The sequence below is a fragment of the Methylobacterium sp. AC433 genome, from assembly GCF_979253015.1.
Genome location: NZ_CEEDBN010000013.1, coordinates 63,007 through 75,219 on the forward strand (window position 1 = coordinate 63,007; position 12,213 = coordinate 75,219).

The following is a 12,213-nucleotide window of genomic DNA, read 5'->3' on the forward strand; positions in this document are numbered from 1 at the left end:
CGTGAGCGTCTCCCCCCTCGCAAATGTCGGCGCGCACAGGCCCCAGGCCGGGCGCGTCCCCATTCCGCTGCGCGCCCTCTTCGCAGGCCTGATCGGCGCGGGCCTGCTGTTTGCTGCCTGGTACCTCTCGGGGGAGCCCGGCAGCGGTCGGCTCGCCCTCTCCCTCACCTTCGGCGCCGCGTTCGGCTTCGCGCTGCAGCGCGCCCGCTTCTGCTTCTTCTGCCTGTGGCGCGACCTGATCGACCGGGGCGATCCGCGCGGGGCGCTGGGCATCCTGGCGGCTCTGGCCGTGGGCACGGTTGGCTACGGCGTCGTGCTCGGCGCTTGGCTCCCCGATCCCGGTGGCCCGCGCCTCGCCCCGGACGCGCATATCGGTCCCGTAGGCCCGGTCCTGGCCCTGGCGGGCGCCGTGTTCGGGAGCGGCATGGCGATCTCGGGCTCCTGCATCGGGGCGCATCTCTACCGGCTCGGCGAGGGCTCGCCGACGGCGCCCTTCGCCCTCGTGGGCACCGCACTGGGCTTCGTTCTGGGGTTTGCCAGCTGGAACACACTCTTTCTCACCAGCATCAGCGAGGCGCCGGTGCTCTGGCTGCCGCGGTACGTCGGCTATGCCGGCAGCCTGGTCCTCACGCTCGGTGTCCTGGCGACCCTGGCGCTGCCGCTCCTGCGGCGGCTGCCACCGGTGGTGACGATGGCGCCGCGGCGGGTCGATCCGCTGCGAGCGGTGTTCGCCGAGCGCTGGCCGACCTGGATCGGTGGTCTCGCGGTGGGCGCCATCGGGACGCTGGCCTATCTCCGGGTGGGGCCGCTCGGCGTCACCGCCGAGATCGGCGGGCGCAGCCGGCAGGCAGCGGCAACCCTCGGCCTCCTGCCCGAGCGCCTGGAAGGCCTCGACGGCTTTCGCGGATGCGCCACGGCGATCCGGGACGCGGTGCTGACCCCGAACGGCTTGTTCGTCGCCGGGCTGGTGATCGCCTCCTTCGCGGCCGCCCTCGCGGCGGGGGAATTCCGTCCTGCGCGTCCGACCCGGGATCAGGCCGCGCGCGGTCTCCTCGGCGGACTCCTCCTCGGCTGGGGCGCGATGACGGGGCTCGGCTGCAGCGTCGGTACGCTGCTCTCCGGCATCATGGCAGGGGCGGTGTCGGGCTGGGTCTTCGGGGCGGCGATGTTCGCCGGGCTCACCGCGACCCTGTTCGTGGGGCGACGCCTGCGTCTTCTGCCTTAGGGCCGGACACACAAAAACGCCCGACCGCGAGGCCGGGCGTTTCCATCGATTCGCGATCACGCCGGGGCGTGAATCAGGCGGTCAGCACTGTCGAGGGCTCGACCTTCACGCCCGGACCCATCGAGGAGGTCACGGCGACGCGCTGGACGTACTGGCCCTTGGCGCCGGCGGGCTTGGCCTTGGAGACCGCGTCCGCGAAGGCCTTGATGTTCTCGACGAGCTTGTCGGCGTCGAACGAGACCTTGCCGATGCCGGCGTGGATGATGCCGGCCTTCTCGACGCGGAACTCGACCGAGCCGCCCTTGGCGCCGGCGACGGCACCCTTCACGTCCATGGTCACGGTTCCGACCTTCGGGTTCGGCATCAGGCCGCGCGGGCCGAGCACCTTGCCGAGACGGCCGACGAGCGGCATCAGGTCGGGCGTCGCGATGCAGCGATCGAACTCGATCTTGCCGCTCTGGACGATCTCGAGGAGGTCCTCGGCGCCCACGATGTCGGCGCCGGCGGCCTTGGCCTCGTCGGCCTTGGCGCCGCGGGCGAACACCGCCACCCGCACCGTGCGGCCGGAGCCGTTGGGCAGGTTGCAGACGCCGCGGACCATCTGGTCGGCGTGGCGCGGGTCGACGCCGAGGTTCATCGAGATCTCGACGGTCTCGTCGAACTTGGCGCTGGCCTTCTCCTTAACGAGCTTGATCGCCTCGTCGATGGGATAGAGCTTGAGCGCGTCGATGCCCTCGCGGGCGGCGCGGATGCGCTTGCCTTCGTGTGCCATTGTGCCCTCCCCTTAAGCGACGACGTCGAGGCCCATGGCCCGCGCGGAGCCACGGATCATGGCGACGGCGGCGTCAACCGAGTCGCAGTTCAGGTCGGGCATCTTCTTCTCGGCGATCTCGCGCAGCTGCGCTTCGGTCACCTTGCCCACGGTCGGGCCCTTGCCCGGGGTCTTCGAGCCGGAAGCCGGCTTCTTGCCGATCTTCAGGCCGGCGGCCTTCTTGAGGAAGAAGGTGACCGGCGGCTGCTTCATCTCGAAGGTGAAGGAGCGATCCTGGTACGCCGTGATGACGACCGGGATCGGGGTGCCCTTCTCGATCTGAGAGGTCTTCGCGTTGAAGGCCTTGCAGAATTCCATGATGTTGAGGCCGCGCTGACCGAGCGCGGGGCCGATGGGCGGCGACGGGTTCGCGGCGCCGGCCGGAACCTGAAGCTTCACGTAGCCCGTGATCTTCTTTGCCATAGGGACTGCTCCCAAAGAATGCCCGGCATCCGGCTGGCCTCAGCGCGGATGGATCAGGCGGTTGCAGGTCGCGGTTCGGCCCGCAGATCCCGGCGGCGAACCGGGCGGGCCTCCCGCGTGTGACACCGCCGCGGACGACGGTGGTTTCCGACCGAGCGAAGCGCCCGGTGGAATTCAGCGAACAATCATGGCTGATCGTTCGAAAGACGCCGAAAATCAGATCTTCTCGACCTGCCCGTACTCGAGCTCGACCGGTGTGGCACGGCCGAAGATCGAGACGGCGACCTTGAGGCGCGACCGGCTCTCGTCGATCTCCTCGACGGTGCCGTTGAAGGAGGCGAAGGGACCGTCGGAAACGCGGACCGTCTCGCCGATCTCGAAGGACACGGAGGGCTTCGGACGATCGACGCCCTCGGCGACCTGACCCTTGATGCGCTCGGCCTCGGCGTCCGGGATCGGAACCGGCTTCGACTTGTCGGCCCCGAGGAAGCCCGTCACCTTCGGGGTGTTCTTGATGAGGTGGTAGACCTCGTCGGTCAGGTCGCACTTCACCAGGACGTAGCCGGGGAAAAACTTGCGCTCGGCGTCGACCTTTCGGCCGCGGCGCACCTCGACGACCTTCTCGGTCGGGACCATGACCTCGTCGAACAGCTCCATCAGGCCACGCTGGGCCGCCTGATCCTTGATGGACTGCGCGACCTTGTTCTCGAAATTCGAGTAGGCGTGGACGATGTACCAGCGCTTCGACACGGTTCTCACCAAATCCTGACGTCAGTCAGCCCGATCACGCCGCAGCGCGCCCGGGCCGAGAAGTTGTTAGGCGCCGACCCCAAGGATCAGGGTCACGAGATAGCGCAGCGCCTGATCCACCACCGTGAAGAAGATGCTCGCCACCACCACCATGATGAACACCATCACGGTGGTCACGACGGTCTCCTTGCGGGTCGGCCACGTGACCTTGCGGCCCTCGTCGCGAACCTGGGTCAGGAACTCGGCAGGACCGACGCGCTTCTGCGCGGGGCGCACGGGCGGAGTCGCCCGAGGGGGCGTCGGCGTGGTGGAGCCGCGCTGCGGGGTGCGCGCGAGGTCCACTTTCTTCGATGCTTCGTTCGATGCCATGGCGCCAACAACAGGGAAATCGGCCCGAGCTTCGGGAAAGCGCGACGCGGCGGCTCCGGGGAGGAGCCTGCATCGACGGCCTTCATCGATCTCGGAAGGCGACCGCTCTAACGCAAGTCGCCGGGCTTGTCGACTGCGCCCGACCGGACTTCGCTGAGGAGCGATCTGCTGAAAGGGAAGAGGGCTGGGAGGGTCGACAGGTCTGACTCGGCCAAATGGCAGGAGTGGAGGGACTCGAACCCGCAACCTCCGGTTTTGGAGACCGGCGCTCTGACCAGTTGAGCTACACTCCTATGCGGAGGACGAGTCCCCCGCCGCGGCGCTGCTATAGACCGGCCGCGACGGCTTCGCAATGGTCAAACCGCGTCGCCGGCGAAGAACCTCCGCGACGGCTTCCGGGCGGGCGCCGACCTCGAAAACGGCAACGGCGCCCCGGATCGATCCGGGGCGCCGCGTCCTATCGTGGTGCCGGCCGGGAGCCCCGCGAGGGACGCCCGAGGACGGCGCGATTAATCGTTGATGGCGGCGACGACGCCGGCGCCGACGGTGCGTCCGCCTTCACGGATGGCGAAGCGCAGCTTCTCTTCCATGGCCACCGGCACGATCAGGGTGACGTCCATGGTCACGCTGTCGCCGGGCATCACCATCTCGGTGCCCTCGGGCAGCACGCACACGCCGGTCACGTCCGTGGTGCGGAAGTAGAACTGCGGGCGGTAGTTGGTGAAGAACGGGGTGTGGCGGCCGCCCTCCTCCTTGGTCAGGATGTAGGCCTCGGCCTTGAACTTGGTGTGGGGCTTGACCGAGCCGGGCTTGCACACGACCTGGCCGCGCTCGACGTCCTCGCGCTTGGTGCCGCGCAGCAGCACGCCGACGTTGTCGCCCGCCTGGCCCTGGTCGAGCAGCTTGCGGAACATCTCGACGCCCGTGACCGTCGTGGTCTGGGTGTCGCGGATGCCCACGATCTCCACCGTCTCGCCGACCTTGACGATGCCGCGCTCGACGCGACCCGTCACCACCGTGCCGCGGCCCGAGATCGAGAACACGTCCTCGATCGGCATCAGGAACGGCTTGTCGATCGGACGCTCCGGCTGCGGGATGTAGGCGTCCACCGACGCCATCAGCGCCAGCACCGCGTCGTGGCCGATCGCCTTGTCGCCGTTGTCCAGCGCCACCTTGGCCGAGCCCTTGGTGATCGGGATGTCGTCGCCGGGGAAGTCGTACTTCGAGAGGAGCTCGCGCACCTCCATCTCGACGAGCTCGAGCAGCTCGGCGTCGTCCACGAGGTCGACCTTGTTGAGGAACACCACCAGGGCCGGCACGCCGACCTGGCGCGCCAGCAGGATGTGCTCGCGGGTCTGCGGCATCGGGCCGTCGGCCGCCGACACCACCAGGATCGCGCCGTCCATCTGCGCCGCACCCGTGATCATGTTCTTCACGTAGTCGGCGTGGCCCGGGCAATCCACGTGCGCGTAGTGCCGGTTCGCGGTCTCGTACTCCACGTGCGCCGTCGAGATCGTGATCCCGCGCGCCTTCTCCTCCGGCGCCTTGTCGATCTGGTCATACGCCGTGAACGTCGCACCGCCCGTCTCGGCCAGAACCTTCGTGATCGCCGCCGTCAAAGACGTCTTGCCGTGATCCACGTGACCAATCGTGCCAATGTTGCAGTGCGGCTTCGTACGCGCGAATTTCTCTTTGGCCATCGTCTCTTTCCTGCGGCAAGCTCACACGAGCGGTCGCCCGGGCTGTCGCTCGACGAGGTGTCGAGCCGGGCGAAAGACGGTGGCCCGCTTAGAGGCTTGCCGTCCTTTGATCAAGGGCCTTGCGGGATAAGCCGCTCCGGCCGGCTACGGAACCGGGCGCCGGACGGGCGAGGCGGCGAGCAGCGCGGCCCGGTCCAGTCCCAGTGCGGCAGCGATCTCCTCCAGCGCCCGCGCCTCCACGTCGGCGATGCCGTCGAGGTCGGCGACGTCCGCCGCGACGAGGAACGTCGCCTCGCGCTCGTCCTGTCCGCGTCCCTCGATGGCGGCGACGCGGCGCAGGTTCTCGGCCCGGCCGGCGCGGGTCCGGGCGCGGGCGATACCGTCGTAGAGCTCGCTCTCGAGCATGAGCCGGTCGTAGCCCTTCTCGAGGATCGGATTGGCCTGCAGGCCCGCCAGGGCCGTGTCGAATTCCGCGCTGGCGATCTCCCCGTCGGCGACCATCACGTTGGCGGCCGCCGCGACCATCGCCTGCATGAGGGCCTTGTCGCCGGCATAGGCGGTCACGGTCTGGCTGAACCGGCTGACGATGTCCTGGAAGATGTTCATGGGACTCTGGAGGCGGACGGCATCGGAGGGCTGCGTGGCATCCACGCCGGGCCAGGCATCGCGGTTCCGCGCGCCGAAGACAAGCCGCTGCCCGTGCTCAGAACAACGCCACCAGGGCGATGCCGCCGATCATCAGCACGCCTCCGAGCGCGCGCCACAGGGTGAGCGGATGCTGCTCGAACCCGATCCACCCGAAGTGATCGAGCAGGATCGAGGTGATGACCCCGGCGGTGATGAGGAGCCCGAGATAGGGCGCGGCGCCGATCTGCTGGGCGACGAAGAGCTGCGACAGGATCAGGAACGCGCCCACCACGCCGCCGAACCAGGCCCAGAGCGGTACGGCCCGGATGTCGCCGAGGCTCGGCAGGGCGAAACGGCCGAGGACCAGCCCGATCAGGAGCAGAGTCACTCCACCGGCCAGCGACACGACGATCCCCGCGGCAAAGGGCTGCGTCAGGTTCTTGGAAAGGGTCGCGTTCACCCCCGACTGGACCGCATTGGCGATGCCGGCCAGGAGAGCGAAACCGTAGAGGAACCACATGGACGATCCTCGGCCTTCAGCGTTGCGGACCAGGCCACGGGGGCGCGGCCGGGTCTGGGAGGTAGCCTGCGATAAGTCCTTGGCGAGGGTTCGGGATCGTCTAAGAACGCCGATGCCGCAGAACATCGAGGATCCGGGCATGGATGGGACGGCCATTTCGTCGGCGGACGCCGTCGAACCTGAACCTGCGGAGGGCAGCGCGACCGAACCGCGCGATCTCCGCTTCGCCTTGCGCGCGGCGACCGACGCGGCGCATCGTCGCCTCGATGCGGGGTTTGCCGCGCATGATCTGACCCGGCGGACCGACTACGCGACCTTCCTGTCGGCGATGCGCGATCCCTTCGTGCAGATCGAGGCCTGGCTCGACGGAGCCGATGCGGCGGACCTGCCGCCGGACTGGCCGGCGCGCCGGCGCGCCGATGTTCTCCATGCCGACCTGCGCGGTCTGGCGATCGCGGCGCCCGACACCCTTCCCGAGCCCCTGCCCCGGGGCCTGGCTGGGGCCGAGGCGCCGGGCCTTCTCTACGTGCTCGAAGGCTCCCGCCTCGGCGGGAAGGTCCTGCTGCGACAGGTCCTGGCCAGTTCCGACCCCGATGTCCGGGGGAATTCCCGCTTCCTTCGGCATGGCGAGGGTGCCCGCCTGTGGCCGAGCTTCGCGGCCTGGCTCGCCACCCGCCCAGCGGACGCCCAAGCCGCCGCGATCCGCGGTGCCCTGCGTGCCTTCGCGCTGTTCGAGACCGCCCAGGCCCGGGGTTAGGCCGGGACGGGGGTGCTCGCCAGGGCTCGCCGCAGAGTGTCGGCGGTGTAGGGCTTCTTGATCATCGTCACGGCGCCCAGTTCGGGCGGGATGCGGAAGCTTTCGCCGTATCCGGTGGCGAAGACGAAGGGCACGCCGGCCGCGACCAGGCGGTGGGCCACCGGCAGGCTCGTCTCGGCGCCGAGATTGACGTCGAGCAGAGCGAAGCTCGGCCGGGCCGCCTCGATCTGCCGCAGGGCCTCGTGCACGGAGCCCGCCATGTCCACCGCGCTTGCTCCCAGCGTCGCGAGGATCTCCTCGGCTTCGAGGGCGATGATCATGTTGTCCTCGACGACCAGGACGGAGCCCGACAGCACCTTCGCGTCGAGTTCGGGCCGGCGCTCGCGCTCCCGGGACGGCGATGCCACGGTGGCCGGGGCGGCACGCACGTAGCGCGCCGGCACCGCGAAGCGGCCGCGCAGGCCGGTGAGCTCGTAGGCGATCTCCGCCTCACCTTTCAATTCATAGGGAATCGAGCGCTCGATCAGCGTGGTGCCGAATCCACGCCGGCGCGGCGGCTTCACCGGAGGCCCGCCGATCTCGCGCCAGTGGATGACGAGGCAGTCGGAGGCGTCGCGCTCCCACGAAACGTCGACCTCGCCGGCTGCCTCCGACAGGGCGCCGTACTTCGCCGAGTTCGTCATCAGCTCGTGGATGACGAGGGCGAGGGTGGAGAACGCCTGGGGTTCGAGGAGCACGTCGAGACCGTCCAGGCGGACGCGGCCGGCTTGCTGGTCGAGGTAGGCCTCGGCTTCGAGGGTAATGAGGTCGCGGAGGGAGCCCGGCCCCCAGTTGGTGGTGGTGATCTGGTCGTGTGCCCGGGCCAGCGCCTGGATGCGCTCGCCGATGACCCCGGCGAAATCTTCGACGCTGTCGGCCCCGGAGCGACTCTGGGCGACGATGCCGCGGATGAGGTTGAGGATGTTGCGGACCCGGTGGTTCAACTCGGCGATCAGCAGCTCCTGGCGCTCCTGCGCGGTCTTGCGCTCCTTCTCGGCAGAATCGGTGAGGCGCAGGATGACTTCGAGCAGCGTGATGCGCAGGGCCTCGGCGATGCGCAGGTCGGCCGCGCTCCAGGGCGCGGCCTGGCCACGAACCACCTCGGTCCAGGCCTCGAAGCTCTTGCGCGGGGTGAGGCGCAGGCCGTTCGGCCCGAGGCTCGCCGGCTTCTCCGGATTGCCGGCCCAGGTGACGGTGCGGGCGATCTCGCGGCGGAAGAACACGAGGAAATCCCGCGGTGCCCGGGAGATGGGGATCGCCAGAAGGCCGGCCGCACGTTCGGTGTAATCGGCGGCAGGCGGATGGACCGCGCCGATCTCGTGGGTCGCGAAGGCGCGGCTCGTGGCCGTACGATTCAGGAAGCGCACGAGTCCGGTGAATTCCTCCGCCGTCGGTGTCGCGCCCCGCAGGGTGATCTCGCCGTTGACCCAGACGCCGATGCCGTCGCAGGTGACGATGCCGGCGATGTCGTCGAGGAAGTCGGTGATGTTCTCCAGGCTCGTCCCGCCCGATGCGAGCGCGCCCATCAGCCGGTCGTGCAGCGCGCGGGAACTGCCCTCGTAGGCGGCCTCCGTCTCGCGCTCGCGGCTTTCCAGGATCAGGGAGAACATCTGTCCGAACAGTTCGGCCCCGGTCCGACGCTCCAGGGAAATGTGGCGCGGTTCGGTGTGGTGGCAGGCGAACAGGCCCCAGAGCTTTCCGCCGCGCAGGATCGACACGGAGAGCGAGGCCCCTACGCCCATGTTGCGCAGGTATTCGAGATGGATCGGCGACACCGTGCGCAGGGTGCTCAACGACAGGTCGAGGGGACGCCCGTCCGGATCGCGCTGTGGCAGGACGGCGACGGCCTGCGCACCGACGTCGGCGATGATGCGCAGCCAGTTGCGCTCGTAGAGGGCGCGTGCCTGCTTCGGGATGTCGGAGGCCGGGTAGTGCAGACCGAGATAGGGATGCAGGCTGGAACGGGCGGATTCGGCGATCACCACGCCCGAGCCGTCGGGGTCGAAGCGATAGACCATGGCCCGGTCGAACCCCGTCAGCGCCCGCATCTGGCGCACGGCCTCCCGGCAGAACGGCTCGAAGCCGACGGTCTGCTGGAGGCGCCCGACCATGCTGCGCACGAGGTTGCCTGCGTTCAGGTGCTCGCTGACGCTCGGCTCGGCCTCGATGACGATGGCGCCGCCCGACAGGTGCAGGGCGATGTCGAAGGGGGCACACCCCGGCTGCAGGACGGTGCCGAAGATCCTGTCGATGGCGTCCGGCCCGCGAAGTGCCTGGAGATGGCCGCGGATCAGGTGAATCGCCTCGTCGTCGATGAGATCTGCCAGCGGAAGGCCGAGAAGGTCCATCCCGCCATGACCGAGCCACTCCCCCGCGTTCTCGGAGGCGCGGACGACCATCCAATCCGGCGAGACGGCGATCAGGAAGCCGAAGGGCTGGACCGCCCCGAGGATGTGGATCGGTTCGCGATCACAGGAGGTCAGGTCGACGAGCCGGGCTGGTTCTAAATGATCGGTCATCAGGTTTCTGGTTCGTCGGTCCCAAGTCCGCTCCGAGAGGCGCGTCGTGAACAACGACGGACCGTCGCGAAAGTCTCCTCGATAGTCGTGCAACGGACGCAGTTCCCGGTCGACCGTGTTCGAGGCGCCACAGGCGAGCGCCGACTCAGCCCGTTCGGCCCCCATCGGACCGGGTTCCGATCCGGCGCGCGAGTCCGGCCGTGAGGGCGGCTCCGATCAGATAGGCGGCAAGACCCAGCGCTCCGCCTTCCAACCAGAAGCCGGTGCGGCCCGGAACCACTCCGGAGGCGGCGAGGCAGCCGGCCAGGGCCGCCGCCCCGACAAGCGCGAGGGCACTCCATCGAGCAGCCGGCGTGCGTGCCGGGCCCGTCAGCATGCCGACGGTGCAGCCGAGGAGCGCGCTGGCGATCGCCAGGGGCCAGAGCGTCGTTGCCAGGAGGGTCACGCCATCGGCCTCGGTTGAATCATCATGATCGCGCCGCGATGCCGACACCCTGCCCAGGCGGCCGCTGCATGCCCGGCGGTGCGACCGTGATCTGCTCCGGGCGGAGTCCGGCCTGGAGCAGGTACTCCACGATGGCGAGGGCGCGCACTTGCGCGAGGTCGGGGGCGGGTTCCGTGGGCATGGCGGGTTTGGTTTCCGGCTTGGCGGCCTTGTCCTTCGAGGCCGTCTTGCCGGATGCCTTGTCTCCGGAGGATTTGATCGATGCCTTGGCAGAATCCTTCATTGCATCTTTGGCCGCGTCCTTGGACGTCTCCAGCGAGGCGGTGCTCTCCACCGCGGTCTCGGCGACGGGCTTGGGGGCTGCGGCCCCGGTCGGGTCGAGGTGACCCGTGATCGAGAGGCGCAGGGTCGGGCAGGTCTTGCCGAGGGCGGCGATCCCGTCGAGGAGCGGGTAGAAGGCCGGCTTCAGGGTCGTGCTCCCGGGCGAAAACACGAGGGCCTGGCCCGCGGCGAGACGGCCTTCGAGCGCGGCGGCGCAGGCCTCCGGCGTACGGGCCGGCGCCGCGTCGGGCGTCGTCACGGCGACTTCTGCGGTCCAGCCCGGCGGCATGGCGGACGACAGATCGTCGGAGATCCGCCGGGAGCCCTGGGCATACGGGCTCTCGCCCGTCAGTGTCAGGGAGCGATCGGCGATCCGGGCCTCGCCCCGCGCCACCAGAGCGAGGGCCGTCGCGGTGGACCGGAGTACCCGGGCGAGCTCGGGCGGAGCTCCTTCGCCGAGGCGTGTGCGGTCGATCAGGCGCTCGCGGAACAGCCGCGGCCGCAGAGTCTCGAGCAGGATCTCCCGCGTCTCGGCATCCGGCAGGTGGCCCGTCACCGTCACGGCCTCGGCATCGCGCCGAAGCGCGACGCGGTAAGGCGACAGCGGCCGCGTCGTCAGGGCGGTGCCGCCCCGGCCCAGACCGGCGGGCATCCCGTCACGCAGCAAGGCCTCGATCTCGGGAATGGCCTGCGCGTCGAGGGCGACCCCATTCACGGCGACGCGCCCATCGGCGACGCTGACGCTGCCCTCCTGGATCAAAGCTGCGAGTTGCAGGACGAAGCGGGCCATAGCGCCGGCGTTCACGTCCGCCGGAAGCCCGCGGGCGTTGCGCATCCCGTCCTCGACCTGCCCGGTTTCGGACACCTGCGCCGCCTGGGCTCGGATCTCGGCACGGACGGATTCCGAGACCACGTGGCCCGAGAGCGTGACCGCGCCACCGGGTTCGCGCATCACCACGAAGCGAAAATCCGGGACGATGGCCGGAAGGATCTCGATCCGGCCGAGGTTGTAGCCGGTGGGCAGATCGGTCAGAGCGCTCCGCACGGCCGCGTCGTCGGCGATCGATGCCGCCTCGCCGACGATCGAGAGGCGCGTGTCTTCCAGCATCACCCGGCCGCCGGGGGCGAGGGCGCGCAGGCGTGCCAGGGCGTAGGCGGCCGCGGTGGCGAAATCCGCGGGCGCCCCGAGAGCGGCGCGCGCGCGGTCGCGCAGGGCCATCCCCGACTCGAGGGCGGGTGTGAGTTGCTCGGCCAGGGCGCCTGCGCCGATCTCGGCCGGCCGGACCCCCGTGAGCGCGACGCCGTCCCGCTCCCGGGTCGCGATCCAGACGAAGGGCGAGGCCAGCTCGACCACCCCGACCGGGCCGACGACGCGTCGAACGCCCTCAATGGCGGCGAGGCGCCGATGGGCAGCATCGCGTGTGGCGGCGTCGGGCGCCTCGCCGGTGACCAGCAGGTCGCGACCGTCGACGGCCACGCGCAGCCACGGCTCGGCGCCCGTCGCCGCGGTCGCCCGGGCTATCGCGTCGGCCTCGATGCCGAGCTGTGTCTCGAAGCGCGGCGTGATCCAGGAGGCGGAGAGGCCGAGGATCAGCCCGAGCCCGGGCAGGCCCACGGCCCAGCCGAGACGGCGGCATCGGTCACGGAGTACGGAAGCGGCGGACACGTCGGACCCCGATGGCAGGCGGCGCGCGGAAGCGAACGCCA

At 69.9% G+C, this 12,213-nt stretch carries 12 protein-coding genes and 1 tRNA gene; 2 read left to right on the forward strand and 11 right to left on the reverse strand.

Going from position 1 to position 12,213, the window contains the following annotated elements; translation table 11 throughout:
• The first annotated feature begins 1 nt into the window (after nt 1).
• The gene (locus tag AC0IWM_RS17340; RefSeq protein WP_471756991.1) at nt 2–1,225 is read left to right on the forward strand and encodes a YeeE/YedE family protein; all 1,224 of its coding nucleotides are present in this window, start codon (nt 2–4) and stop codon (nt 1,223–1,225) included.
• Nucleotides 1,226–1,298: 73 nt separating this feature from the next.
• Here the strand turns inward: AC0IWM_RS17340 and rplA are convergent, their stop codons facing one another.
• From rplA to AC0IWM_RS17380, 8 genes are all read right to left on the reverse strand, one after another.
• Nucleotides 1,299–1,997: a 50S ribosomal protein L1 gene (gene rplA / locus AC0IWM_RS17345; protein WP_056183492.1), complete on the reverse strand. Its 699-nt coding sequence runs from the start codon at nt 1,995–1,997 to the stop codon at nt 1,299–1,301.
• Between the two features lie 12 nt (nt 1,998–2,009).
• Nucleotides 2,010–2,459: a 50S ribosomal protein L11 gene (gene rplK, locus AC0IWM_RS17350; protein ID WP_018044245.1), complete on the reverse strand. Its 450-nt coding sequence runs from the start codon at nt 2,457–2,459 to the stop codon at nt 2,010–2,012.
• A 216-nt stretch (nt 2,460–2,675) separates the two neighbouring features.
• A complete protein-coding gene (nusG, locus tag AC0IWM_RS17355) occupies nt 2,676–3,209 on the reverse strand; it encodes a transcription termination/antitermination protein NusG (RefSeq protein WP_056183491.1) in 534 nt (177 codons plus the stop codon).
• A gap of 66 nt (nt 3,210–3,275) precedes the next feature.
• Entirely contained in the window at nt 3,276–3,578 is a 303-nt protein-coding gene (secE, locus tag AC0IWM_RS17360) for a preprotein translocase subunit SecE (RefSeq protein WP_056473091.1), read from the reverse strand.
• A 216-nt stretch (nt 3,579–3,794) separates the two neighbouring features.
• A tRNA-Trp gene (locus AC0IWM_RS17365) sits at nt 3,795–3,871 on the reverse strand.
• Between the two features lie 216 nt (nt 3,872–4,087).
• Nucleotides 4,088–5,278, reverse strand: a complete 1,191-nt coding sequence (gene tuf, locus AC0IWM_RS17370) for an elongation factor Tu (RefSeq protein WP_471756979.1) — start codon at nt 5,276–5,278, stop codon at nt 4,088–4,090.
• A 144-nt stretch (nt 5,279–5,422) separates the two neighbouring features.
• The gene (locus AC0IWM_RS17375) at nt 5,423–5,884 is read right to left on the reverse strand and encodes a tellurite resistance TerB family protein (protein ID WP_056470115.1); all 462 of its coding nucleotides are present in this window, start codon (nt 5,882–5,884) and stop codon (nt 5,423–5,425) included.
• A gap of 97 nt (nt 5,885–5,981) precedes the next feature.
• Entirely contained in the window at nt 5,982–6,425 is a 444-nt protein-coding gene (locus AC0IWM_RS17380) for a DMT family transporter (RefSeq protein WP_471756993.1), read from the reverse strand.
• Nucleotides 6,426–6,537: 112 nt separating this feature from the next.
• Here AC0IWM_RS17380 and AC0IWM_RS17385 point away from each other — a divergent pair, with 112 nt between their 5' ends.
• The gene (locus tag AC0IWM_RS17385) at nt 6,538–7,182 is read left to right on the forward strand and encodes a biliverdin-producing heme oxygenase (protein ID WP_471756995.1); all 645 of its coding nucleotides are present in this window, start codon (nt 6,538–6,540) and stop codon (nt 7,180–7,182) included.
• Here the strand turns inward: AC0IWM_RS17385 and AC0IWM_RS17390 are convergent.
• From AC0IWM_RS17390 to AC0IWM_RS17400, 3 genes are all read right to left on the reverse strand, one after another.
• Nucleotides 7,179–9,740 (reverse strand): HWE histidine kinase domain-containing protein, encoded by a 2,562-nt coding sequence (locus AC0IWM_RS17390; RefSeq protein WP_471756997.1) that lies wholly within the window; start codon nt 9,738–9,740, stop codon nt 7,179–7,181. The two genes, AC0IWM_RS17385 and AC0IWM_RS17390, sit on opposite strands and share 4 nt — an antisense overlap.
• Before the next feature lie 145 nt (nt 9,741–9,885).
• Nucleotides 9,886–10,185: a hypothetical protein gene (locus AC0IWM_RS17395; protein ID WP_471756999.1), complete on the reverse strand. Its 300-nt coding sequence runs from the start codon at nt 10,183–10,185 to the stop codon at nt 9,886–9,888.
• A 22-nt stretch (nt 10,186–10,207) separates the two neighbouring features.
• Nucleotides 10,208–12,172, reverse strand: coding sequence for a BON domain-containing protein (locus tag AC0IWM_RS17400; RefSeq protein ID WP_471757001.1), 1,965 nt, complete (start codon nt 12,170–12,172; stop codon nt 10,208–10,210).
• Nucleotides 12,173–12,213: the final 41 nt, after the last annotated feature.

Bases quoted from the DNA above. Each gene is read 5' to 3' on its own strand.
- AC0IWM_RS17375 (WP_056470115.1), bottom strand. From the start codon at position 5,884: ATGAACATCTTCCAGGACATCGTCAGCCGGTTCAGCCAGACCGTGACC.
- AC0IWM_RS17380 (WP_471756993.1), bottom strand. From the start codon at position 6,425: ATGTGGTTCCTCTACGGTTTCGCTCTCCTGGCCGGCATCGCCAATGCG.
- secE (WP_056473091.1), bottom strand. From the start codon at position 3,578: ATGGCATCGAACGAAGCATCGAAGAAAGTGGACCTCGCGCGCACCCCG.
- tuf (WP_471756979.1), bottom strand. From the start codon at position 5,278: ATGGCCAAAGAGAAATTCGCGCGTACGAAGCCGCACTGCAACATTGGC.
- AC0IWM_RS17390 (WP_471756997.1), bottom strand. From the start codon at position 9,740: ATGACCGATCATTTAGAACCAGCCCGGCTCGTCGACCTGACCTCCTGT.
- AC0IWM_RS17385 (WP_471756995.1), top strand. From the start codon at position 6,538: ATGCCGCAGAACATCGAGGATCCGGGCATGGATGGGACGGCCATTTCG.
- rplK (WP_018044245.1), bottom strand. From the start codon at position 2,459: ATGGCAAAGAAGATCACGGGCTACGTGAAGCTTCAGGTTCCGGCCGGC.
- rplA (WP_056183492.1), bottom strand. From the start codon at position 1,997: ATGGCACACGAAGGCAAGCGCATCCGCGCCGCCCGCGAGGGCATCGAC.